Source organism: Comamonas sp. DB36 (assembly GCF_057914905.1).
The window spans coordinates 2,845,083-2,867,646 of the sequence record NZ_CP196631.1; the positions used below are offsets into that span (position 1 = coordinate 2,845,083).

Sequence of the window (22,564 nt, forward strand, 5' to 3'; positions counted from 1 at the left end):
GCCATGAACACGCCCCAAGCTTCGCCTGATCTTTCGGACCTGCGCCAACAGATCGACAGCATCGACCAGCAGCTGCTGTCGCTGGTCAATCAGCGCGCCCGGGTGGCCGAACAGGTCGGGGAAGTCAAGAAACGCGAAGGCACGCCGTTCTTCCGCCCCGACCGCGTGGCCCAGGTGATCCAGAAGATCGAAGCCGCCAACCCCGGCCCGCTGAAGGCCACCCATGTGTCGGCGATCTGGCGCGAAATCATGTCCGCCTGTCTGGCGCTTGAATCGCCCCAGCGGGTAGCCGTTCTGGGCCCCGCGGGAACGTTCTGCGAACAGGCCGCGGTCGACTACTTCGGCGGCGCGGCCGACCTGATGTACTGCGCCAACTTCGACGAGGTGTTCCATGCGACGGCCGCGGGCAGCGCCCAGTACGGCGTGGTGGGCGTCGAGAACTCGACCGAAGGCGTGGTCACGCGCTCGCTCGACATGTTCCTGCACACGCCCTGCCATGTGGTCGGCGAGGTCAGCCTGCTGATTCGCCACAACCTGCTGCGCATGAGCGATTCGCTGGAGAACATCGAAGTCGTCGCGGCCCACCCCCAGGCGCTGGCCCAGTGCCAGGGCTGGCTCTCCAAGCACCTGCCGCATGCCGAGCGCCGCCCGGTCGACAGCAACGCCGAAGGCGCGCGCCTGGCATCGCTGAACCCGACCTGGGCCGGCCTGGCCGGCGAGCGCGCGGCCCAGCAGTTCGGCCTGCACACGGTGGCCCATGCGATCCAGGACGAGGCCTACAACCGCACGCGCTTTGCCATCATCTGCCTGCCGCAGACGCTGGCCATGCCCCAGGCGACTGGCAAGGATTCGACCAGCCTGATCATTTCCGTGCCCAACCGCCCCGGCGCCGTGCACGACCTGCTGGTGCCGCTCAAGACCCATGGCGTGTCGATGACGCGCTTCGAGTCGCGCCCGGCGCGCACCGGCCAGTGGGAGTACTACTTCTACATCGATCTGGCCGGCCACCCGTCCGAGCCCCATGTGGCCAAGGCGCTCGAGGAGCTGCAAGGCCTGTGCGCTTTCTACAAGGTGCTGGGCGCCTACCCCACGCCTGCGTGATGTCTTTGTTGCCTGCTCTTTTTCTGCTGCCGGAGTGTGTGGATGTTTGAACAACTGGGGCTCATAGGCTGCGGCCTGATGGGCGGATCGTTTGCGCTGGCGCTGAAGAAAGCCGGTCTGGTCAAACGCGTGGTCGGCTACAGCAAGTCCCCCTCCACCACCGAGCGCGCACGCCAGCTGGGCGTGATCGATGTCGAGGCGCCTTCGGCGCTGCTGGCCGCGGCCGGCGCCGACATCGTGCTGCTGGCCGTGCCCGTGGCGGCGACCGAAGCCACGCTCAAGTCCATCAAGCACCTGGTCACCCCGGGCATGCTGATCATGGACGTGGGCTCGACCAAGACCGACGTGGTGCAGGCCGCGCGCTCGGGACTGCGCGACCGCATAGGCTCGTTCGTGCCGGCCCACCCGATCACGGGCAAGGAAGTCGCGGGTGTGGAGCATGCCGATGCCAACCTGTACCTGGGCAGCCATGTGGTGCTCACGCCCACCGAGCGCACGCTCACGGTGCAGCTCGAGCAGGCGCGCCAAATCTGGCAGGCGCTGGGCTGCGAGGTGCACAGCATGTCGCCCGAAGCGCATGACGCCACGCTGGCCACGGTGAGCCACCTGCCGCATCTGCTGGCGTTTGCCATGATGCAAAGCGTGCTGTCCCAGCCCGGCGCCGACGCCACGCTGGCGCTTGCCGGCCCGGGGTTTCGCGACTTCACGCGCATTGCCGCGAGCAATCCGCAGATCTGGCGCGACATCCTGCTGGCCAACCGCGAGCAGGTGCTGGCCCAGTCGCGCCAGTTCCGCCAGGCGCTGGAAAACCTCGAAGGCCTGATTCTCCAGGGCGACGGCCAGGGCCTGCAGGACCGCATCACGCTGGCCAGCGCGGCCCGCGCCCACTGGCGCCAGGGCCCGCGCCCCGCCTCCCCCGACCTCCAGGGCGCCTGAGCCCGCACGCCGAAACTGCGCCATGTTCAAGACCCAATTCCTCGACATTCCCGCACTTGCCACCGCCGGCGGCGAAGTGCGACTGCCCGGCTCCAAGAGCATTTCCAACCGCGTGCTGCTGCTGGCCGCGCTCAGCGAAGGCACGACCGTCGTGCACGACCTGCTCGACTCCGACGACACGCGCGTGATGATGACCGCGCTCGAGCAGATCGGCTGCGTTCTTGAACGCGGCGCGACCACCCTGAGCATCACGGGCATTGCCGGGGCGCTGGCCGCGGGCACCAAGGCCGAGCTGTTCCTGGGCAACGCGGGCACGGCCATGCGTCCGCTGACGGCGGCGCTGTCGCTGCTGGGCGGCGATTTCACCATGCTGGGCGTGCCGCGCATGTACGAACGCCCGATTGGCGATCTGGTCGATGGCCTGCGCCAGATCGGCTGCAGCATCGACTATCTGGGCAACCCCGGCTTCCCGCCGCTGCGCATCACGCCGGCCGATTTCTCTGCCGACGCCCAGCAGCCGCCTATCCAGGTGCGCGGCGATGTGTCGAGCCAGTTCCTGACTTCACTGCTGATGGCGCTGCCGCTGCGCGCCGCGCAGCAGGACATCCACATCGAAGTCGTCGGCGAGCTGATCTCCAAGCCCTACATCCACATCACGCTGGAGCTGCTGGCGCGCTTCGGCATCGCGGTGAAAAACGACAACTGGCAGCGCTTCACGATTCCCGCGGGCAGCCGCTACCGCTCGCCGGGTGATATCCACGTCGAGGCCGATGCCTCGTCGGCCAGCTACTTCATCGCGCTGGGCGCGATCGCGGCCGAAGGCAGCGAAGGCGTGCGCATCCTGGGCGTGGGCGCGCAGTCCATCCAGGGCGACATCCGCTTTGTCGAGGCCGCCCAGGCCATGGGCGCGCAGGTCGACAGCGGCCCCAACTGGCTGCAGGTACGGCGCGGGCGCTGGCCGCTGCAGGCCATCGATCTCGACTGCAACCATATTCCCGACGCCGCGATGACGCTGGCCGTGATGGCGCTGTACGCCGAAGGCACGACCACGCTGCGCAACATCGCGAGCTGGCGCGTCAAGGAAACCGACCGTATTGCCGCCATGGCCTGCGAGCTGCGCAAGCTGGGCGCGACGGTGGAGGAAGGCGCGGACTATCTGCGCGTCACGCCGCCGGCCCGGCCCGCCGACTGGCGCGCGGCCAGCATCCACACCTATGACGACCACCGCGTGGCGATGTGCTTTTCGCTGGCGGCGTTCAACGCGCAGAAACTGCCGGTGCGCATCGAAGACCCGCAGTGCGTGGCCAAGACTTTTCCCGACTATTTCGAGGCGCTGTTCTCCGTCTGCCAGACGCCGCGTGAACAGATTCCCGTGATCTGCATCGACGGCCCCAGCGCTTCGGGCAAGGGCACGATTGCCGCCGAAATCGCCCACCGCCTGGGCTATGGCATTCTCGACTCGGGCGCGCTGTACCGCATCGCGGGCCTGGCCGCCCACCGCGCAGGCATCGCCATCGACCCCGCGCACGAAGACCGGATCGTCGCGCTGCTGGCCACGCTCGATATCCGCTTCACTCCCAGCCATCAGATCCTGATCGATGGCGAGGACGTGGGCCATGCGATACGCAGCGAGGAAGCCGGCATGGCTGCGTCACGCGTCTCGGCCCTGCCCAAGGTGCGCGCGGCGCTGATCGCGCTGCAGCTGGGATTCCAGCAGCTGCCCGGCCTCGTTGCCGACGGCCGCGACATGGGCACGGTGATCTTTCCCACGGCCCAACTCAAGGTCTACCTGATCGCCTCCGCCGAATGCCGTGCTGAAAGAAGGTATAAACAATTGATTTCCAAAGGAATTTCAGCTAACATCACGGCGCTTCGTGCAGACCTTGAAGCCCGTGACGCCCGCGACATGTCGCGCAGCGTGGCGCCGCTCAAGCCCGCACCAGACGCTTTGTCCCTCGACAGCTCTCTACTCTCCATCGAACAGGTGGTAACGCAGGTGCTTGACTGGTGGCAAGAGCGACAGCCCTTCAAGGCCGTCTTGAAGAGCTGACACCGGTCCCTCTGCCGCCTTTCGCCCTGGCTAGCGATTGGCAGAGGGTTATTGAACTATAGCCCGCGGATCCGTCCGCAACCTCCGCAATCAGCCTTAAAAACGCGAGCAATTGTGCTCTCGGAAACCTGTTTGCGGCCAAGGAAATACATGTCTGAATCTTTTGCCGCCCTTTTTGAAGAATCGTTGCAACGCACGGAAATGCGTCCTGGCGAAGTCATCACCGCTGAAGTCGTTCGCGTCGAACACAACTTCGTGGTGGTCAACGCCGGTCTGAAGTCGGAAGCCTACGTGCCCCTCGACGAATTCAAGAACGATCAGGGCGAAGTCGAAGTCCAAGTCGGTGACTTCGTGTCGGTGGCCATCGGTTCCATCGAAAACGGCTACGGCGACACCATCCTGTCGCGCGACACCGCCAAGCGTCTGGCTTCCTGGCTGGCCCTGGAAAAGGCGCTGGAATCCGGCGAGTTCGTGACCGGCACCACTTCGGGCAAGGTCAAGGGCGGCCTGACGGTTCTGGTCAACGGCATCCGCGCATTCCTGCCCGGTTCGCTGATCGACACACGTCCGATCAAGGATCTGACGCCTTACGAAAACAAGACCCTGGAATTCAAGGTCATCAAGCTCGACCGCAAGCGCAACAACGTGGTGCTGAGCCGCCGCGCTGTCGTGGAAGCCTCGATGGGCGAAGAGCGCGCCAAGCTGATGGAAACGCTGAAGGAAGGCGCCATTGTTCAAGGCGTCGTCAAGAACATCACCGAATACGGTGCGTTCGTTGACCTCGGCGGCATCGATGGTCTGCTGCACATCACCGACATGGCATGGCGTCGCGTGCGTCACCCATCGGAAGTGGTGACGGCTGGCCAGGAAATCACGGCCAAGATCCTGAAGTTCGACACCGAAAAGAACCGCGTGTCCCTGGGCCTGAAGCAAATGGGCGACGATCCATGGATGGGCGTTTCGCGCCGCTATCCTTCGGCTACGCGTCTGTTCGGCAAGGTCACCAACATCGCCGACTACGGCGCATTCGTGGAACTGGAACCCGGCATCGAAGGCCTGGTGCACGTTTCCGAAATGGACTGGACCAACAAGAACATTGCTCCTTCGAAGCTCGTGTCGCTGGGCGACGAAGTCGAAGTCATGGTTCTGGAAATCGACGAAGACAAGCGTCGCATTTCCCTGGGCATGAAGCAGTGCAAGGCCAACCCATGGCAAGAATTCGCGCAGAACACCAAGCGCGGTGACCGCGTCAAGGGCCCGATCAAGTCGATCACCGACTTCGGCGTGTTCGTTGGCCTGGCTGCCGGCATCGACGGCCTGGTTCACCTGTCCGACCTGTCGTGGAACGAAACCGGCGAAGCCGCGGTTCGTAACTACAAGAAGGGCCAAGAAGTCGAAGCCATCGTGTTGGCCGTGGACGTGGAACGCGAACGTATCAGCCTGGGCATCAAGCAGCTGGACAGCGATCCCTTCACCACCTTCGCTACTGTCAACGACAAGGGCCAGATCGTGACCGGCAAGGTCAAGACCGTGGACGCCCGTGGCGCTGAAATCGACCTCGGCGAAGACATCCTGGGCTACCTGCGCGTTTCCGAAATCTCGCGCGACCGCGTGGAAGATGCGCGCTCGGTGCTCAAGGAAGGCGACGAAGTCACTGCCGTGGTGCTGAACGTGGATCGCAAGACCCGCAACATCCAGCTGTCCATCAAGCAAAAGGACATGGTCGACCAGCAAGAAGCCATGGCTTCCCTGTCGGCACAATCGTCGCGCGAAAGCGCCGGCACGACCAGCCTGGGCGCTCTGCTGCGCGCCAAGCTGGACAACTCCGACAAGTAAGCCCTCCCGCTTAGCTTGAGTTGGATGCGGCGGGCGCTTTAGGCGCCCGCCGCTTTTTTCTTAAAACACTGGATTCGCTTTCGATGACCCGTTCTGATCTCGTCGAAGAACTGGCCGCACGTTTCGGTCAATTGACGCAACGCGATGCCGAGCTCGCAGTCAAAACCATTCTGGATGCGGTGGGCGATGCCCTGGTGCGCGGGCAACGCATTGAAATCCGCGGCTTTGGCAGCTTTTCCGTCAACCACCGCCTCGCACGCATGGGTCGCAACCCCCGCAGCGGCGAAGCCGTACATATTCCGCAAAAACGCGTCCCCCATTTCAAGCCGGGCAAGGCCCTGCGCGAAGCCGTGGACCAGCGCACGGCCGAACTCGGCGGTGCCCAGGCCCTGTTGCTGGCCGAAAAGAAATAACTCCTGCCTGCGCGGAATCCGCGCGCGACCCGGCGGCAAAAGGCCTGCACCAAGCCCCCCGGCCTTGGGTCCACACGCTCCGCGGGTGAATCAAGGCCTATAGAATCAGGCGGTCACACAAGGGGTCGCATGAAATACATACTGTGGCTGCTCAAGGCGGCCATTTTTTTTACTCTCTTCGCCTTTGCGCTGAACAACCAGCAAAACGCCACGGTGCACTTCTTCTTCGGCACCCAATGGACGGCGCCACAGGTACTGATCGTGCTCACCGCCTTTGGCGCCGGCCTGGTCGCAGGCGTGCTGGGCATGGTGCCGCGCTGGCTCAAGCACCGCAGCGCGGCCCAGCGCGCCGCCCAGCCTGAAGCGGCGCCCGTTGCCGCCGAGTCCACTGCACCCGCACCTCCCCTGCCGCCCCACGATCTCCATGGAATTTGATCTCAACTGGATTCTGCTGGGCCTGCCGCTGGCCTTCGTTCTCGGCTGGGTTGCTTCCCGCTTCGATGCGCGGCAAATGCGCGCGGAAAACCGCAGCGCGCCCAAGGCCTACTTCAAGGGCCTGAACTTCCTGCTCAACGAGCAGCAGGACAAGGCCATCGATGCCTTCATCGAAGCCGTGCAGAACGATCCCGACACATCCGAGCTGCACTTCGCGCTGGGCAACCTGTTCCGCCGCCGCGGCGAATACAACCGCGCGGTGCGCGTGCACGAGCACCTGCTGTCGCGCGGCGATCTGAGCCGGCCCGACCGCGACCGCGCCCAGCATGCGCTGGCTCTCGACTTTCTCAAGGCCGGACTGCTGGACCGCGCCGAAGACGCGCTGCGCCGCCTCGAAGGCACGCATTTCGAAGCCGAAGCCCGATTGGCGCTGCTGGCCATCTACGAGCGTTCGCGCGACTGGAAACAGGCAGGCGAGATTGCCCAGCGCATGCAGACCGCACAACAAGGCGATTTCAGCGTGCGCCTGGCGCATTACCTGTGCGAAGAGGCCGATGGCCTGGCCGCGAACGGCCAGCTCGAAGCCGCGATGGCCAGGCATCAGCAGGCGCTGCTGATCGCGCCGCAGGCCGCGCGCCCGCAGATCGATCTGGCGCGCTTGCAACTGCGCCTGGGCCAGGCCGCGCAGGCCTGGGACACGCTGCAGGCGCTGGCCGAGAAAAGCCCCAGCGCCCTGCCCCTGGCTGCGGCGCTGCTGCCCGAGATCGCCAAGACGCTGCCGCAGGCCCCCATACGCCACTGGCTCGACGCGCAATACCAGCGCACGCCTTCGCTGGACCTGCTGCAGGCGCTGGTCGCACTCGATGCCGACAGCGGAGAAACCCAGGCGCCCGGGCGCCAGCGCTATGTCGCCCACTTGGGCAAGGAACCTTCGCTGGTCGCGGCGACGCGCTGGCTCGCGGACGAGGCTTTCGCCGAAGAGCAGCACCACCCCGCGGTGCAACGCGCGCTAGAGCACGCAAGCAAGCCGCTGACGCGCTACCGCTGCGCCGCCTGCGGCTTCGAGGCACGCCAACATTTCTGGCATTGCCCGGGTTGCCAGAGCTGGGACAGCTATCCCGCGCGTCGCGTCGAAGAGCTGTGATCTGATGTCCACAATGCGTTGAATCCGGGTTTACCCGGCTTCAGCGCGGGCATCGCGCTGCCGTACGATGCCTGCATCAAGGCTTGCGATCAACGCAGTTCAGCGCCGATCCGCATGATCAAAGGGAAGCGCGATGCTGAAGAAACTTCTGACCATTTCGGCTTTGCTTTGCGCCAGCTGTGCGTTTGCACGCGTCGATGCCAACCAGGCCACGCAGGCCGAACTCGATGCGATCAAGGGCATAGGCCCGGCGCTCTCCCAACGCATCATCACGCAGCGCAAGAAAGCGCCGTTTGCCGATTGGGCCGACCTGATAGACCGGGTGCACGGCGTGGGCAACACCTCGGCCGCCAGATTCTCCGCCGAGGGACTCACGGTCAACGGCAGGACATTCCCGGGCGTGCAGACGCCCCACGGACGCAATGCCCCTGCCGCCACGCCAGCCATGGCGGCAGACAAAGCCCCATCGCCAACCCTGCGCTGAGCCGCTGCAAAACCGCCACTTGAACCATTTCCGCCTAGGCGGTTTTTTTATGTCCGCGCCATGACCCTAATTGAAAACATGCTCAGATTTTCATAGCGAAATTCTGCTGCTTGCCCGTAAAATGCAACGCACATGCCGTTGATCTTCCTCATTATTCTGCCTTTCCTCGGCAGCCTTTTGGCTGCCGTATTGCCGACCAATGCCCGCAATACCGAGTCCACGCTGGCTGGACTGATAGCGCTGGGCTGCGCCATCCAGGTGGCGATGCTGTTCCCGGAAGTCGCCGATGGCGGCGTGCTGCGGCAGGAAATAGAGTGGATTCCCGCGCTGGGAATGAATCTGATCGTGCGCATGGACGGTTTCGCCTGGATGTTCTCCATGCTGGTGCTGGGCATAGGCTCGCTGGTGGTGCTCTATGCGCGCTACTACATGTCGCCCGCCGACCCGGTGCCGCGTTTCTTCTCGTTCTTCCTGGCGTTCATGGGCGCGATGATGGGCGTGGTGCTCTCGGGCAACATCATCCAGCTGGCATTCTTCTGGGAGCTGACCAGCCTGTTCTCCTTTCTGCTGATCGGCTACTGGCACCACCGCAAGGATGCGCGCCAGGGCGCGCGCATGGCGATGACGGTCACGGGCACGGGCGGGCTGTGCATGCTCGCCGGCATGCTGGTGCTGGGGCATATCGTCGGCAGCTACGACCTCGACCATATCCTTGCCGCGGGCCAGCAGATCCGCGACCACCATCTCTATCTCACGGCGCTGGTGCTGATCCTGCTGGGCGCGCTCAGCAAGAGCGCGCAGTTCCCCTTCCACTTCTGGCTGCCGCATGCGATGGCCGCGCCCACGCCGGTGTCGGCGTATCTGCACTCGGCAACCATGGTCAAGGCCGGCGTGTTCCTGCTGGCGCGCATGTGGCCAGTGCTGGGCGACACCGAGGCCTGGTTCTGGCTGGTCGGCGGCGCGGGCCTGTGCACGCTGCTGCTGGGCGGGTATCTGGCGATGTTCCAGAACGACCTCAAGGGGCTTCTTGCCTATTCGACGATTTCGCATCTGGGCCTGATCACGCTGCTGCTGGGCCTCAACAGCCCGCTGGCCGCGGTCGCGGCCGTGTTCCACATCATGAACCACGCGACCTTCAAGGCTTCGCTGTTCATGGCCGTGGGCATCGTCGACCATGAGAGCGGCACGCGCGACATCCGCCGCCTTTCGGGCCTGCGCAGCATGATGCCGGTGACCGCCACACTGGCCATGGTGGCCAGCGCGGCCATGGCCGGCGTGCCGCTGCTCAATGGCTTTCTCTCCAAGGAAATGTTCTTTGCCGAGACCGTCTACCTCGATGCCGCTCCCTGGGTGCGCTCCTGGCTGCCGGTCGCGGCGACGCTGGCCGGCATGTTCAGCGTGGCCTATTCGCTGCGCTTCACCGCCGATGTGTTTTTCGGCCCGCCGGCCACCGATCTGCCGCTGACGCCGCACGAGCCGCCGCGCTGGATGATTCTTCCGGTTGCGCTGCTGGTGCTCGCCTGCCTGGTGGTCGGCATTCTGCCGGCGCTGACGATGGACGCCTTCCTGCGCGCCGCGGCCACACCTGTCGTCGGCGGCACGCTGCCGGTGTTCAGCCTGGCCGTGTGGCATGGCGTGAATGCGCCTTTCATCATGAGCATCCTGGCGCTGCTCGGCGGCATTGCCATCCATTGCCTGCTGCGCTGGCTGCGCCGCGCGGGCCACGCCGAAGCCGCGCCCATTGCCCGCCACTTCGACGGCCGGCGCTTCTTTGAAACCCTGCTCGCCTGGCTGCAGGCGGGCGCGCGCCGCGGCCGCCGCATGCTCAGCACCATGCGCCTGCAGTGGCAGATGCTGTGGCTGGTATGTCTGGCGCTGGCCGCGGCCATTTTCTCGCTGTGGGATCGTGATCTGCAACTGGGCAACCGCGGCACGCTGCCGTTGTCGCCGGCCTTCGTGCTGCTGTGGGTGCTGGGCTGCACCTGCGCGCTGGCCGCGGCCTGGAAAGCCAAATTCCACCGGATGGCCGCGCTGATCATGCTGGGCGTCAGCGGCCTGTGCGTCTGCATCACCTTCCTCTGGTTCTCCGCGCCCGATCTGGCGCTGACGCAGCTGGTGGTGGAAGTCGTCACCACGGTGCTGATCATGCTGGGCCTGCGCTGGCTGCCCAAGCGCGACAAGAACCTGCGCATTCCTGCGCTGTCGACCCAGGGCCGGGCACGCGCGCGCCGCATGCGCGACCTGGGCCTGGCCCTGGCCGCGGGCGGCGGCATGGCCTGGCTGGCCTTCGCGATGATGAGCCGGCCGTTCCACGACAGCACCTCGACCTTCTTCCTGGAGAACGCGCTCACGGGCGGCGGCGGCACCAACGTGGTCAACGTGATGCTGGTCGACTTCCGCGGTTTCGACACCTTCGGCGAGATCGTGGTGCTGGGCGTGGTCGCGTTGACCGTGTACGCGCTGCTGCGGCGCTTCCGCCCGGCGCGCGAAACCATGGACCTGCCCGAGCAGCAGCGCTTTGTTCCGGGCGATCTGCAGACCGACCTGCTGAACCCGCGCCACGCCAGCGACACCGCCGTCGGCTACCTGATGGTGCCCGCGGTGCTGGTGCGGCTGCTGCTGCCATTCGCCACCCTGGTCTCCATCTATCTGTTCATGCGCGGCCACAACGAGCCCGGCGGCGGCTTCATTGCCGGCCTGGTGTTCTCGGTGGCATTGCTGCTGCAATACATCATCTCGGGCACGCAGTGGGTAGAGGCCCACTTCGCGCTGTTCCCGCGCCGCTGGATCGCGGTCGGCCTGCTGCTCGCGCTGATGACCGGTTTCGGCTCCATCGTCGCCGGCTACCCGTTCATGACCAGCCACAGTTTCCACTTCACATTGCCGTTGGTGGGCGAGATCCACCTGGCCAGCGCCACCTTCTTCGACCTGGGCGTGTTCGTGCTGGTCGTAGGTTCCACGATGTTGATACTGACGGCCATTGCCCACCAATCCGTACGCGGCCACCGCTACCATGCGCGCCTGCTCGATGACGACCAACTCGACGAGAACGAGAGGGCCCACTGATGGAACTCGTACTTGCCATTGCGATTGGCGTTCTCACCGGCTCGGGCGTCTGGCTGCTGCTGCGCCCGCGTACCTATCAGGTCATCATGGGCCTGTCGCTGATGGCCTATGCCGTCAATCTGTTCATCTTCAGCATGGGCCGCCAGGGCCTGGCCATCGACAAGGAGCCGGTGCTCAAGCCCGGCATTGCCCAGGATCTGGTGAATTACGCCGACCCCATGCCCCAGGCGCTGGTGCTCACGGCCATCGTCATCGGCTTTGCCTCGACCGCGCTGTTCCTGGTGGTGCTGCTGGCTTCGCGCGGCACCGCGGGCAACGACCATGTGGACGGTGTGCATTCGCGTGACGTGCAGGAGATGCCATGACGGACATCGCGAGCCTGCTCATGCCGCACCTGATGCTGGCACCCATTGCGCTGCCCATGCTCACCGCGGCGCTGATGCTGCTGATGCGCGAGGAGCAGCAGCGCCTCAAGCTCGGCTTCAACATCCTGTCGACCCTGATCGGCCTGGTGATCGCCATCGCCCTGCTCGGCTGGACCGACCAGGCCGGCGCCCCCGTGACCATGGGCGTGTACATGCCGGGCAACTGGCCCGCGCCGTTCGGCATATCACTGGCGCTGGACCGGCTGTCGGCGCTGATGCTGGTGGTGACCAGCGTCGTGGCGCTGTCGTCCATCGTCTTTGCCGCGGCGCGCTGGCACCGCGCGGGCGTGCACTTCCACCCGCTGTTCCAGTTCCAGCTGATGGGGCTGGCGGGGGCATTCCTCACGGCCGATCTGTTCAACCTGTTCGTGTTCTTCGAGATCACGCTGGCCGCCTCCTACGGACTGCTGCTGCACGGATCGGGGCGCGCGCGCATCCAGTCGGGCCTGCATTACATCGCGATCAACCTGGCCGCCTCGTCGCTGCTGCTGATCGGCGTGTCCATGCTCTACGGCATCACGGGAACGCTCAACATGGCCGATCTGGCCAGCGCCATTCCGCATGTCGACGCTGCCGATCGTGGACTGCTGCACGCGGCCGCGTCGATTCTGGCGATGGCTTTCCTGATCAAGGCCGCGATGTGGCCGCTGAACTTCTGGCTGGTGCCCGCATACAGCGCCGCGACCGCGCCGGTGGGCGCGCTGTTCGCGCTGATGACCAAGCTGGGGGTCTATACCGTGCTGCGGCTGTGGACGCTGATGTTCAGCAGCCAGGCCGGCGACTCCGCGCTGTTCGGCAGCGCCTGGCTCATGTGTGGCGGGATGCTGACCATGGCCTTCGGCGCGATCGGCATGCTGGGCTCGCAGCGGCTGACGAATCTTGCGGGCTATGCCGCCATACTTTCGTCGGGCACGCTGCTCGCGGCAGCGGGCTTCGGCCAGAACCTGCTGACGGCCGGCATCCTGTATTACCTGCCCAGCTCGACATTCGCGGTGGCCGCGCTGTTCCTGCTCGCCGATCTGATAGACCGCTGGCGCAACGCGGGCGCGCGCACCGCGCCCTATGAAGACGACGAAGCACCTTTCCTCAACGCCGAACTCGTGCCCACCACCGGCCTGAACCTCGACGAGGACGAGGAAGTGCTGATCGGCCGGGTGATTCCCGCGGCCGCGGCTTTCCTGGGCCTGGCATTCATGGTCTGCACGCTGGTCATCTCGGGCCTGCCACCGCTGTCGGGCTTCGTCGGCAAGATCGCGATGCTCAATGCCCTGCTCAATCCGCTGGGCATAGGGACCTCGGCGGGCTACCAGCCCGGCATCTGGGGCTGGACGCTGCTGACGCTGCTGATAGGCACGGGCCTGATCGGCTCGATCGCGCTGATACGCGTGGGCATGCGCCATTTCTGGGCCAGTCATGACCGCAACACGCCGCAGCTGCGCGTGGCCGAAGGCCTGCCCATCGCGGTGCTGCTGCTGTGCTGCATCGCGATGACCGTGCAGGCCGGCCCCGTGATGCGTTACATGCAGAACGCGGCCGATGCGCTGCATTCGCCAGGCACCTACATCCACGGCGTGCTGACGCAGGCGCCCGTGCCCAATCCCGCGCCCATTCTCTCCAAGGAGCAGCCATGAAAGTCCTGCTGCCCGCGCCACTGCTTTCGGTGGCACTGCTGCTTCTCTGGCTGCTGCTCAACCAGTCGCTGGGTGCCGGCCATATCCTGCTGGGCACCATCCTGGGACTGGCGGTTCCCGTGCTGCTGCGCGGACTGCGGCCCTTGCCGGTGCGCATACGCCATCCATTGACCATCCTGCGGCTGGCCCTCAGCGTGGTCTACGACACCTCGGTGTCCAATCTGACGGTGGTGCGCTTTCTGCTGTTTCCGTCGTACCGCAAGCATGGCGCGGATTTCGTGCATATTCCGCTCGAACTGCGCGACCCGAACGCGCTGGCCGTGCTGGCGATGATCGTCTGCATCACGCCGGGAACATCCTGGGCCGAGCTGTCGCGCGACCGCTCGGTATTGCTGCTGCACGCGCTCGAAGTCGGTGACCCGCAGTCAGTCATAGACCACATCAAGACCCGCTACGAGCGCCCTCTGATGGAGATTTTTGAATGAGCCCGTATTTCGTCTGGGCGCTTTCCCTGGCGCTGTTTCTGCTGGTCGCGGCCATGGCCTGCGCGCTGTTCCGCCTGCTCAAGGGGCCGGCAGCCCAGGACCGCGTCCTCGCGCTCGACTGCATGTACACCATAGGCATGCTGGCCATGCTGGTGCTGGGCATCATGTACAGCAGCACCGATTACTTCGAGGCCGCGCTGCTGATCGCGCTGTTCGGCTGCATCAGCTCCACGGCCATGGCCAAGTTCCTGCTGCGCGGGGAGGTCATCGAATGAACGAAGTCATGATTCCCCTGTGGGCCCAGGCCGTGGTCGGCGCACTGGTGATCATCGGCGCGCTGATCACCCTGCTGGGCTCGCTGGGGCTGGTAAGGCTCAAGAGCTATTTCGAACGCGTGCACTCGCCGTCCATCATCGCCACGCTGGGCTGCTGGTGCATCATGCATGCCACGGTGCTGTTCTTCTCCGTCATGGAGCAGCGCCTGGCGCTGCACGCGCTGCTGATCGCGGTGTTCATTTCGGTGACGGTGCCGATCACCACGATTTTCCTGATGCGCGCCGCGCTGTTCCGCGCCCGTCGCACGGGCCAGAACGTGCCGCCCGCCGTGAGCCGCGTGGTCTCCAGCGATCCGGCCGACAGCATCGAAAACCGTTATTGATTGCCGGTCGATTCGCGCCATGTTGCCTGTTATAGCGATCTGCGCAGGCGCCTGTGTCGGCGCCCTGGCCCGCTGGCGCCTGGGCCTGTGGCTCAGCGTACCCAATGGCATCCCCTGGGGCACGCTGGCCGCCAATCTCGTGGGCGGCTATCTGATCGGCGTATGCGTCGCGGCCTTCGATGCGCTGCCGCAGCTGGACCCGGCCTGGCGCCTGGCCCTGGTCACGGGTTTTCTCGGCGCGCTCACCACGTTCTCCACGTTTTCGGCCGAAGTGGTGGGCATGCTGCAGCACCAGCGCTATGGCGCGGCCCTGGGCTGGACCAGCCTGCATGTGCTGGGCTCGCTGGCGATGACGGCCGCCGGCCTGGCCAGTCTGCACGCGCTCTGGCCGCGTGCCGGCTGATTGCAGCGGTCAGCCCAAAGCTATGACTTTGTGAGCGTATAGTGGATTCAGCGGCGGGCCGGCCCGCTGCGGATTGGATCCTGGTGTCCGGCGCCACCTGCGCTTTTACTTTGTTCGAGGCTACATGGAAATCTCCCATCCCCTGTCTGAAACCGACCTCGCCGACGGCTGGGGCCAATTGCACGACCAGGCGCACAACGGTGCAGTCCTGCAGCCCAACTCCCACCGCCTGGCATTTGCCGATCCGGAATTCATGTTCCGGCGCGAAACCCGCGGCATTCGCATGCAGCTCGAACTGCTCAAGCCCGATATCGCCCAGCGCGAGCGCGGCATTGAACACACTGTGGTGGTCTACGGCAGCGCGCGTTTCGTCGATCCCGAACAGGCCGCGAGCCAGCTGGAGCAGGCCCAGGCCAGCGGCGACGCCGAACGCATTGCCGTGGCCCGGCAGGCCGTGCGCAACGCCCAGCGCTACGACCAGGCGCGCCAGTTCGCGCGCATCGTCGCCACCGACAGCCTCAAGCAGGCGCCCGAGGAGCGGATCTATATCTGCACCGGCGGCGGCCCGGGCATCATGGAAGCCGCCAACCGCGGCGCCCACGATGTCGGCGTCGACAACATCGGCCTGAACATCGCCCTGCCCCACGAGCAGAATGGCAACCGCTTCATCACGCCCGGCCTGAGCTTCAAGTTCCACTACTTCGCGCTGCGCAAGATGCATTTCGTGATGCGCGCCAAGGCCCTGGTCGCTTTTCCCGGCGGCTTCGGCACGCTCGACGAGCTGTTCGAAGTGCTGACGCTGGTGCAGACCAGCAAGAGCCGGCCCGTGCCCGTGATCCTGTTCGGCAGCGAGTTCTGGAAGAAGCTGATCAACTTCGAACTGCTGATCGAGGAAGGCACGATTTCGCGCAAGGACCTGGGCCTGTTTCACTACACCGACGACCCGGCGGAAGCCTGGGCGCTGATCAAGAAGCACTACGAGATCGGCGAAAAGGCCTGAGGGCGATCAGGCGGGCCGCTGCGTAGCGACCATGAGCTGCGCAGCCTCAAAATGCAAGCCCTTCGACAAGCTCAGGGCGAACGGGTACAAACCGTTCGTGGTGAGCCTGTCGAACCATGAACGACCTGTCCTCAAGAGAAAACCACTGCTGTGTTTTGATAACGCCTGGCGAGGACACGCCTCGCTTGCATAACTCAAGGCGGCGGCAACTGCGCCACCTTTTTCTCCGGCTCGACATGCTCGGGCGTTCCCATGCGCCAGGCCGCGCGCACGCCGCAGCATACGCCCGCGCCCACGGTCCAGAACAGCGCGGATATGCCGATCACGCCGCCGGCCGCGCCGAACAGCATGGGCATGGCCACGCTCGAGGCGTTGATCACCATCAGCCGCAGCCCCAGCGCTTCGCCCTGGCGGTGCTGGGGCGTGATCTGGTGCAGCATGCTCATCACCATGGGCTGGACCGAGCCCAGCGAAAAGCCCAGCAGCACCGAGCAGATGCCCATGGTCAGCGCGCTTTCCATGAACGGATAGACCACGAAGATGCAGGCCGTGGCCGCCATCGCGATGGCAATCACCGCGCCTTCGCGCAGCCGGTCGGCGACCAGCGGCATCAGCAGCCGGATCGCGGCCGCGGCAACGGCAAACATGCCCAGCAGCGTGCCTATGACCGAAGCGCTCATGCCGCGCTCGTGGCCCAGCAGCGGCAGCACGAAAGTATGCACATCCCAGCTTGCCGACTGCACCCAGTTGACGATCAGCACGGTGCGAAACGCCGGGTCGTTGAGCAGGTCCCAGGCGCGCTGGCCGCTGACCGGCGCGGGCGCGGGCGTGCGCGGCGTCTCGGCGGTCCTGCGTATCCAGAACCAGGCGACGATGGGGCTGAGCGCGAGCAGACCGAAGGCCATGCGGTAGCCGGAGATCGGGCTGTCGCCGAACGTCGCATGGTCGATCATCAGGCCCGTGAAGAACGGCCCGACGAAGTTGGCGAATGCCGGCCCTATCGCCAGCCAGCTGAACACTTTCTTCAGCTGCGAGGGATCATGCGTGGCCCGGCCCACATGGCGCTGCACGGTGATCACGACAATGCCCGAGCCGCCGCCGGTGCACAGCGCGGCGAAGCACAGCACGGGAAAGACCGGAAACAGCATCGCCGCGGTGCAGCCTATGCTAGCCATCAGCATGCCGATGAAGAACGGCCGGCGCAGGCCGTGGCGATCGGCAAAGCGGCCCGCGGGCAGCGCGAGAAACACCTGGGTCAGCGCGAACAGCGCCAGCAGCACGCCCACCGCAGGCGCGCTGTAACCCTGCTTGAGCGCGAGCAGCGGCGCGGCCAGGCGCACGCCGGCCATGGTGGCGTGCACCAGAACCTGGGAGCCTATGACCTTGAACAGCGCCGCGTTCATTACGCGCCACCCGGCTCGTCGCCGTCGGCGTCGAGATCGTCGGCATCGGGCAGGCCCAGCACCGCGATGGTCGGCGCCACGGCCGCGGCGCCCAAGGGCAGATCCTGCACGTCGCGCAGCCTGCGCTGGATGGCGCGCGTGCGCACGCCCACTTCGTCGAACTTGCGCGCCGCGGCGTCTATGGATTTCTTGGTGGCCGCGACCACTTCGCCGAACTTGGCGAACTCGGTCTTGACCGCACCCAGCAGGCCCCAGACTTCCGATGAGCGCTGCTCTATCGCCAGCGTCTTGAAGCCCATCTGCAGGCTGTTGAGCATGGCCGCGAGATTGGCCGGCCCGGTGATCATCACGCGGCAGTCGTTCTGAATGGCTTCGACCAGTCCAGGGCGGCGCATGACTTCGGCAAACAGGCCTTCGGTGGGCAGATACAGGATGGCGAAATCGGTGGTATGCGGCGGCGACACGTACTTGGTGTAGATCTTCTTGGCTTCGAGCTTCATCGACGCCTCGAACGCCAGTCCCGCGCTCTGCATCAGCGCCTTGTCGGCCGCGTCCTGTGCATCCATCAGCCGCTGGTAATGCTCGACCGGGTACTTGGCATCGATGGGCAGCCACACCGGCTGGTCGTCGGCATGGCCCGGCAGGCGGATCGCGAACTCGACGAGTTCGTCGCTGCCCGGCACGGTCTTGACGTTGCGCGCGTACTGCGCGGGCGTGAGCACGTTCTCTATGATCGCGCCCAGCTGCATTTCTCCCCAGGTGCCGCGCGACTTCACATTGGTCATCACGCGCTTGAGATCACCCACGCTGCCGGCCAGCGTCTGCATTTCGCCCAGGCCCTTGTGCACCTGTTCGAGCCGGTCGCTGACCAGCTTGAACGATTCGCCCAGGCGCTGCTCCAGCGTCGCATGCAGTTTCTCGTCGACGGTACGGCGCATTTCCTCGAGCTTGGCCGAGTTGTCGGCCTGGATGGCCGCGAGCCGCTCGTTGAGCGCGCTGCGCAGCTGCTCGGCGCTGCTCTGGCTGCCCTGCACCAGGCCGCCGAGCTGCTGCGTCACCGCGTCCTGCAGCACGCCGAACTGGTGGCGGATCTGGTGGCCATTGCCTTCGAGCTGGTCCTTGAGCGCGGTAGACATCGCCGTGAGCTGGCTTTGCACATCGCCCTTGAGCGAATCGAGCGTGCCGCGCGTGGCTTCGGCCAGCGCCTCGAAGCGCTGCTGTATGCGCTGCTCGAACAGATTTGCGCTGTCGGCCACCAACTGGCGTGAGCGCGTGCTTTCGCCGGTGAGCGCGGCCGTGGTCGCGGTCAGTTCGCGGCGGAACGCGGTGAGCGCATCCGTGAGCACATCACGCATGGCCTCGGCATCGTCGCGGGCCTGGGCCTGCTGGGCGCGCAGCTGCTGGCCCAGGCTTTCGAGCGCGCCGTCGTTGCGCGCAATCGCCAGCTGCGTCGCCTGCATGCCGCGCTCCAGCGCCTGCATCTGGCTCTGCAGATGGGCAAGATCCTCCGCGCCATTGTCCTGGCGCCGCAGCAAGGCCAGTATTTGCAAGACCACCACCAGCGCGAGCGCTGCGAGCACGACAAGGGATTCAAGAGACAAAGCGGATACTTCAAAAAAGAGGGGCTGGGCGCAGATTATCTGCCCTGCCGGCGCCCCGTCACAAGAACCAGATCCAGGTCATGAGCGCGAACAGCGGCAGCAGGATGCCGCAGGACCAAAGCATGTAGCCGAAGAAGCTGGGCATCTTCACGCCGCGGTCCTCGGCGATGGCCTTGACCATCAGGTTGGGCGCATTGCCTATGTAAGTGTTCGCACCCATGAACACCGCGCCCGCCGAAATCGCCGCCAGCGTGGGCGCGAGCGTGGTCATCAGCAGCTGGGCGTCGCCGCCCGCCGTATTGAAGAACACCAGATAGGTCGGCGCATTGTCGAGAAACGACGACAGCGTGCCCGCGGCCCAGAAATACATCGCCGGATCGGGCGCGCCGTCGGGGCGCGTGACCGCGCGCACGATGGCGCCGAACGGGCCGTCGGTGCCGGCCTTGAGCATGGCAATCACGGGAATGATGGTCAGGAAGATGCCGGCAAACAGCTTGGCCACTTCGGCCATCGGCGCCCAGCCGAACTGGTTGCGCTGATGGACATCCGTGGGCGTGATGCGCAGCGAGGCCCAGACCACGGCCAGCAGCCCCAGGTCGCGCACCAGGCCCGGCAGGCCCACGGGCGTGCCGGCGATGTCGAACACCACATCCGACTTCCAGAATCCGCTGAGCAGCACCAGCGCGACGATCACGCCCAGCAGCGCGAAATTCGCCTTGCCGTCGAAACCGAAACGTTCGGCGCTGTCGCCCGCGGCGACCGCGGGCAAGGTGCATTCGCCGGGGCTGCGCAGGTACCAGCTGTCGAGCGCAAAGAACAAAGCCAGCAGTGCACCCACCAGGAACAGCGCCTGCGGGAAAAGATGCTGCAGCGGCCAGAAGAAATCGACGCCCTTGAGAAAGCCCAGAAACAGCGGCGGATCGCCCAGCGGCGTGAGCGCGCCGCCGGCGTTGGAGACGATGAAGATGAAGAACACCACGATATGCGCGGTGTGCCGGCGGCCGGCGTTGGCGCGTATCAGCGGCCGTATCAGCAGCATCGACGCGCCTGTCGTTCCCATGAAGCTGGCGAGCACCGCGCCTGTGGCCAGGATGGCGACGTTGAGCGCGGGCGTGCCGCGCAGGTTGCCGCGAATGTAGATGCCGCCCGCGACCGTGAACAGCGCCAGCAGCAGGATCACGAACGGCAGGTATTCGGCCAGCAGCGCGTGCACCAGGCTCGCGCCCGCGGCGCCCACGCCGAACAGCGCCGCGAACGGCAGCAAAAAGGCCAGCGCCCAGCCCGCGGTGAGCTTGCCGAAGTGCTGGTGCCAGAAGAACGGCGCAATCAGCGGCATCAGCGCGATCGACAGCAACAGGCCGGCGAAGGGAACGCCCCACCAGCCCGACAGCGCGCGGCCGTCGATGTCAGCGGCCAGCGCCCAGCCAGGCAGGGCCAGGAATGCAGCCAGAGCCGCAGCACGCTTGAGTTTCATGGAAAGCAATCCTGTTTCAGTTCGACGGAGCGATCTCGAAGACCTGGCGCAGGTAGGCCAGGTACTTCTCGTCATCGCACATGCTCTTGCCCGGCGAATCCGACAGCTTGGCTACGGGCTGGCCCGCGCAGCGCGTCATCTTGATCACCACCTGCAAAGGCTCGTAGCCCAGATCGTTGGTCAGATTGGTGCCTATGCCGAACGCCAGCACGCAGCGCCCGCGAAAGCGCTCGAACAGCGCGATGGTGCGCGGGATGGTCAGCGCGTCGCTGAAGATCAGCGTCTTGGTCAGCGGGTCGACGCGGTTGATGCGGTAGTGCTCGAGCAGGCGCTCGCCCCAGGTGAACGGATCGCCGCTGTCGTGGCGCGCGCCATCGAACAGCTTGCAGAAATAGAGATCGAAATCGCGCAGGAATGCGCTCATGCCGTAGACGTCCGACAGCGCAATGCCCAGATCGCCGCGGTACTCGCGCGCCCAGGATTCGAAGCCGAACACCTGGCTGTCGCGCAGCCGCGGACCCAGCGCCTGACAGGCCTGCAGGTATTCATGCGCCATGGTGCCCAACGGCGTCACGCCCAGCTTCATCGCATAGAGCACGTTGCTCGTGCCCGCGAACTGGCCTTCGAGCCGGCTCGAACCCGAGCGCCGCTCGCCCGTGCCCAGGCGCGCGCACAGCACACGCAGCACTTCCTCGTGCCAGGCACGGCTGAAACGCCGGCGCGTGCCGTAGTCGGCGATCTTCAGCGGCTCCAGGCCCGGGGCCTGCAGCTGCATGATCTTTTCCTCGAGGCGGCGCCGGCCTTCGGGAAAATCGGGCACCTTCTGCGTGTTGCGGAAGTACACCTCGTTGACGATGGCCAGCACCGGAATCTCGAACAGGATGGTGTGCAGCCAGGGCCCGCGTATCGTGATGTCGATCTCGCCATTGGGCAGTGCAGTCACCTCAATGTATTTTTCATTGAGACGGAACAGGCCCAGGAAATCGATGAAATCGCTCTTGATGAAGCGCAGGCCGCTGAGATAGGCGAGCTCGGCGTCGCGGAACTGCAGGTCGCAAAGGCAGCGGATCTCCTCGCGGATCTCGTTCACATACGGCGCCAGCTGCACGCCCGGATTGCGGCACTTGAAACGGTATTCGACCTGCGCGCTCGGAAACTGGTGCAGCACGACCTGCATCATGGTGAACTTGTACAGGTCGGTGTCGAGCAAACTGGTGATGATCATGGGCAAGACAGGGAACAGCTCCCCCGCTGGCAGTGGCAGGCAGCCGACAGTGTAGGCGATCCCTCCCCGGGTTTGCGGCGGTTTCAGGCCGCCGTCAGGGCCTGGAGCACTTCGCGCAGCCGCGCGGGCAAGGCACAGGGCCGGCGCGTTGCGCGGTCCACATAGACATGGATGAAGTGGCCGGCCGCGGCCGTGAGCGCTTCGCCCTGGGCGAACAGGCCCACTTCATAGCGCACGCTGGAGCTGCCGATACGCGCCACGCGTATGCCGGCTTCCACGGTCTGCGGAAACGCCAGCGGCGCAAAGTAATTGCACTGGGTCTCTATCACCAGGCCTATGGTTTCGCCATGTTCGATGTCCAGCGCGCCCTGCTCTATCAGGTGCGAATTCACCGCGGTATCGAACCAGCTGTAATAGACGACGTTGTTCACATGGCCGTAGACGTCGTTGTCGGACCAGCGCGTGGTGATGGTCTTGAAGGCCTGGTACGCGCCGCGCTCCTGCGGCTGCGGGCGGGCGGCGGCGGAATTCCTGTCCATTGATTCCCCATTCGTCAAGCAATGCTGGGCCTAGCTTAATTCAGCCCGGCCCCGCAAGCGCCGCACGAATGTCATGCGCGAGACATCAATGGGTGCGCATGTCGCCTTCGCCCAGATGTCAGCAGCATGTCCGCAGGGCATTCCCGACAAATTTGTTGCAATGCAACAAAAGGCTTGCATCGCCGCGCGAAATGCCTAGAATCGCACTTATGCTGCACTGCAACATGGCCTTGGGCCCCTCAGCGCAGATATCTC

The 22,564-nt window shown here is 65.3% G+C and carries 21 protein-coding genes; 16 read left to right on the forward strand and 5 right to left on the reverse strand.

What is annotated here, in order from left to right; all coding sequences use genetic code 11:
* Positions 1-3 precede the first annotated feature (3 nt).
* The 16 genes from pheA (at position 4) to ACSVDO_RS13255 (ending at position 16,067) form a co-directional block, all read left to right on the forward strand.
* Complete coding sequence (gene pheA, locus ACSVDO_RS13180) at positions 4-1,101, forward strand: prephenate dehydratase (protein ID WP_332538691.1); 1,098 nt, start codon at positions 4-6, stop codon at positions 1,099-1,101.
* Between the two features lie 42 nt (positions 1,102-1,143).
* On the forward strand, positions 1,144-2,037 hold the full coding sequence (locus ACSVDO_RS13185) for a prephenate dehydrogenase (RefSeq protein ID WP_489592671.1): 894 nt from the start codon (positions 1,144-1,146) through the stop codon (positions 2,035-2,037).
* 22 nt (positions 2,038-2,059) lie between these two features.
* Positions 2,060-4,087 carry a bifunctional 3-phosphoshikimate 1-carboxyvinyltransferase/cytidylate kinase gene (locus tag ACSVDO_RS13190; protein ID WP_489592673.1) on the forward strand — a complete coding sequence of 676 codons (2,028 nt, stop codon included), beginning with the start codon at positions 2,060-2,062 and terminating at the stop codon, positions 4,085-4,087.
* A gap of 150 nt (positions 4,088-4,237) precedes the next feature.
* Positions 4,238-5,923: a 30S ribosomal protein S1 gene (gene rpsA / locus ACSVDO_RS13195; RefSeq protein ID WP_159915580.1), complete on the forward strand. Its 1,686-nt coding sequence runs from the start codon at positions 4,238-4,240 to the stop codon at positions 5,921-5,923.
* An 83-nt stretch (positions 5,924-6,006) separates the two neighbouring features.
* Positions 6,007-6,336: an integration host factor subunit beta gene (locus ACSVDO_RS13200; RefSeq protein ID WP_159915582.1), complete on the forward strand. Its 330-nt coding sequence runs from the start codon at positions 6,007-6,009 to the stop codon at positions 6,334-6,336.
* A 129-nt stretch (positions 6,337-6,465) separates the two neighbouring features.
* Positions 6,466-6,771, forward strand: coding sequence for a LapA family protein (locus tag ACSVDO_RS13205; RefSeq protein ID WP_332538685.1), 306 nt, complete (start codon positions 6,466-6,468; stop codon positions 6,769-6,771).
* Positions 6,761-7,915: a lipopolysaccharide assembly protein LapB gene (gene lapB, locus ACSVDO_RS13210; protein WP_489592676.1), complete on the forward strand. Its 1,155-nt coding sequence runs from the start codon at positions 6,761-6,763 to the stop codon at positions 7,913-7,915. Before ACSVDO_RS13205 ends, lapB begins: the two co-directional genes overlap by 11 nt.
* Before the next feature lie 133 nt (positions 7,916-8,048).
* Positions 8,049-8,399 (forward strand): ComEA family DNA-binding protein, encoded by a 351-nt coding sequence (locus ACSVDO_RS13215; RefSeq protein WP_489592678.1) that lies wholly within the window; start codon positions 8,049-8,051, stop codon positions 8,397-8,399.
* Positions 8,400-8,531: 132 nt separating this feature from the next.
* Positions 8,532-11,465 carry a monovalent cation/H+ antiporter subunit A gene (locus ACSVDO_RS13220; protein ID WP_489592680.1) on the forward strand — a complete coding sequence of 978 codons (2,934 nt, stop codon included), beginning with the start codon at positions 8,532-8,534 and terminating at the stop codon, positions 11,463-11,465.
* Positions 11,465-11,830 carry a Na+/H+ antiporter subunit C gene (locus ACSVDO_RS13225; protein WP_213304022.1) on the forward strand — a complete coding sequence of 122 codons (366 nt, stop codon included), beginning with the start codon at positions 11,465-11,467 and terminating at the stop codon, positions 11,828-11,830. The genes ACSVDO_RS13220 and ACSVDO_RS13225 overlap by 1 nt, the downstream gene beginning before the upstream one ends.
* A complete protein-coding gene (locus ACSVDO_RS13230; RefSeq protein WP_489592682.1) occupies positions 11,827-13,521 on the forward strand; it encodes a monovalent cation/H+ antiporter subunit D in 1,695 nt (564 codons plus the stop codon). The genes ACSVDO_RS13225 and ACSVDO_RS13230 overlap by 4 nt, the downstream gene beginning before the upstream one ends.
* Complete coding sequence (locus tag ACSVDO_RS13235) at positions 13,518-14,006, forward strand: Na+/H+ antiporter subunit E (RefSeq protein ID WP_489592684.1); 489 nt, start codon at positions 13,518-13,520, stop codon at positions 14,004-14,006. The genes ACSVDO_RS13230 and ACSVDO_RS13235 overlap by 4 nt, the downstream gene beginning before the upstream one ends.
* Positions 14,003-14,281: a K+/H+ antiporter subunit F gene (locus tag ACSVDO_RS13240; RefSeq protein WP_213304028.1), complete on the forward strand. Its 279-nt coding sequence runs from the start codon at positions 14,003-14,005 to the stop codon at positions 14,279-14,281. Before ACSVDO_RS13235 ends, ACSVDO_RS13240 begins: the two co-directional genes overlap by 4 nt.
* Positions 14,278-14,664, forward strand: coding sequence for a monovalent cation/H(+) antiporter subunit G (mnhG, locus tag ACSVDO_RS13245; protein ID WP_332548298.1), 387 nt, complete (start codon positions 14,278-14,280; stop codon positions 14,662-14,664). Before ACSVDO_RS13240 ends, mnhG begins: the two co-directional genes overlap by 4 nt.
* A gap of 19 nt (positions 14,665-14,683) precedes the next feature.
* A complete protein-coding gene (gene crcB, locus ACSVDO_RS13250) occupies positions 14,684-15,067 on the forward strand; it encodes a fluoride efflux transporter CrcB (protein ID WP_332538676.1) in 384 nt (127 codons plus the stop codon).
* Between the two features lie 124 nt (positions 15,068-15,191).
* On the forward strand, positions 15,192-16,067 hold the full coding sequence (locus tag ACSVDO_RS13255) for an LOG family protein (RefSeq protein WP_332538674.1): 876 nt from the start codon (positions 15,192-15,194) through the stop codon (positions 16,065-16,067).
* A gap of 194 nt (positions 16,068-16,261) precedes the next feature.
* On the opposite strand, the gene ACSVDO_RS13260 is transcribed toward ACSVDO_RS13255, so the two are convergent.
* The 5 genes from ACSVDO_RS13260 to ACSVDO_RS13280 all read right to left on the reverse strand — a co-directional run bounded on the left by ACSVDO_RS13260 (position 16,262) and on the right by ACSVDO_RS13280 (position 22,309).
* Entirely contained in the window at positions 16,262-17,470 is a 1,209-nt protein-coding gene (locus tag ACSVDO_RS13260) for an MFS transporter (protein ID WP_332538673.1), read from the reverse strand.
* Positions 17,470-19,071 carry a DNA recombination protein RmuC gene (locus ACSVDO_RS13265; RefSeq protein ID WP_489592688.1) on the reverse strand — a complete coding sequence of 534 codons (1,602 nt, stop codon included), beginning with the start codon at positions 19,069-19,071 and terminating at the stop codon, positions 17,470-17,472. Before ACSVDO_RS13265 ends, ACSVDO_RS13260 begins: the two co-directional genes overlap by 1 nt.
* Before the next feature lie 58 nt (positions 19,072-19,129).
* On the reverse strand, positions 19,130-20,545 hold the full coding sequence (locus ACSVDO_RS13270; RefSeq protein WP_489592690.1) for a sodium:proton antiporter: 1,416 nt from the start codon (positions 20,543-20,545) through the stop codon (positions 19,130-19,132).
* A gap of 16 nt (positions 20,546-20,561) precedes the next feature.
* Entirely contained in the window at positions 20,562-21,770 is a 1,209-nt protein-coding gene (gene pncB / locus ACSVDO_RS13275) for a nicotinate phosphoribosyltransferase (RefSeq protein ID WP_332548296.1), read from the reverse strand.
* Positions 21,771-21,853: 83 nt separating this feature from the next.
* Positions 21,854-22,309: an acyl-CoA thioesterase gene (locus ACSVDO_RS13280; protein ID WP_332539882.1), complete on the reverse strand. Its 456-nt coding sequence runs from the start codon at positions 22,307-22,309 to the stop codon at positions 21,854-21,856.
* Positions 22,310-22,564 lie beyond the last annotated feature (255 nt).

Coding starts and splice junctions, on each gene's coding strand:
- pheA (WP_332538691.1), top strand. CDS start 4: ATGAACACGCCCCAAGCTTCGCCTGATCTTTCGGACCTGCGCCAACAG.
- ACSVDO_RS13185 (WP_489592671.1), top strand. CDS start 1,144: ATGTTTGAACAACTGGGGCTCATAGGCTGCGGCCTGATGGGCGGATCG.
- ACSVDO_RS13190 (WP_489592673.1), top strand. CDS start 2,060: ATGTTCAAGACCCAATTCCTCGACATTCCCGCACTTGCCACCGCCGGC.
- rpsA (WP_159915580.1), top strand. CDS start 4,238: ATGTCTGAATCTTTTGCCGCCCTTTTTGAAGAATCGTTGCAACGCACG.
- ACSVDO_RS13200 (WP_159915582.1), top strand. CDS start 6,007: ATGACCCGTTCTGATCTCGTCGAAGAACTGGCCGCACGTTTCGGTCAA.
- ACSVDO_RS13205 (WP_332538685.1), top strand. CDS start 6,466: ATGAAATACATACTGTGGCTGCTCAAGGCGGCCATTTTTTTTACTCTC.
- lapB (WP_489592676.1), top strand. CDS start 6,761: ATGGAATTTGATCTCAACTGGATTCTGCTGGGCCTGCCGCTGGCCTTC.
- ACSVDO_RS13215 (WP_489592678.1), top strand. CDS start 8,049: ATGCTGAAGAAACTTCTGACCATTTCGGCTTTGCTTTGCGCCAGCTGT.
- ACSVDO_RS13220 (WP_489592680.1), top strand. CDS start 8,532: ATGCCGTTGATCTTCCTCATTATTCTGCCTTTCCTCGGCAGCCTTTTG.
- ACSVDO_RS13225 (WP_213304022.1), top strand. CDS start 11,465: ATGGAACTCGTACTTGCCATTGCGATTGGCGTTCTCACCGGCTCGGGC.
- ACSVDO_RS13230 (WP_489592682.1), top strand. CDS start 11,827: ATGACGGACATCGCGAGCCTGCTCATGCCGCACCTGATGCTGGCACCC.
- ACSVDO_RS13235 (WP_489592684.1), top strand. CDS start 13,518: ATGAAAGTCCTGCTGCCCGCGCCACTGCTTTCGGTGGCACTGCTGCTT.
- ACSVDO_RS13240 (WP_213304028.1), top strand. CDS start 14,003: ATGAGCCCGTATTTCGTCTGGGCGCTTTCCCTGGCGCTGTTTCTGCTG.
- mnhG (WP_332548298.1), top strand. CDS start 14,278: ATGAACGAAGTCATGATTCCCCTGTGGGCCCAGGCCGTGGTCGGCGCA.
- crcB (WP_332538676.1), top strand. CDS start 14,684: ATGTTGCCTGTTATAGCGATCTGCGCAGGCGCCTGTGTCGGCGCCCTG.
- ACSVDO_RS13255 (WP_332538674.1), top strand. CDS start 15,192: ATGGAAATCTCCCATCCCCTGTCTGAAACCGACCTCGCCGACGGCTGG.
- ACSVDO_RS13260 (WP_332538673.1), bottom strand. CDS start 17,470: ATGAACGCGGCGCTGTTCAAGGTCATAGGCTCCCAGGTTCTGGTGCAC.
- ACSVDO_RS13270 (WP_489592690.1), bottom strand. CDS start 20,545: ATGAAACTCAAGCGTGCTGCGGCTCTGGCTGCATTCCTGGCCCTGCCT.
- pncB (WP_332548296.1), bottom strand. CDS start 21,770: ATGATCATCACCAGTTTGCTCGACACCGACCTGTACAAGTTCACCATG.
- ACSVDO_RS13280 (WP_332539882.1), bottom strand. CDS start 22,309: ATGGACAGGAATTCCGCCGCCGCCCGCCCGCAGCCGCAGGAGCGCGGC.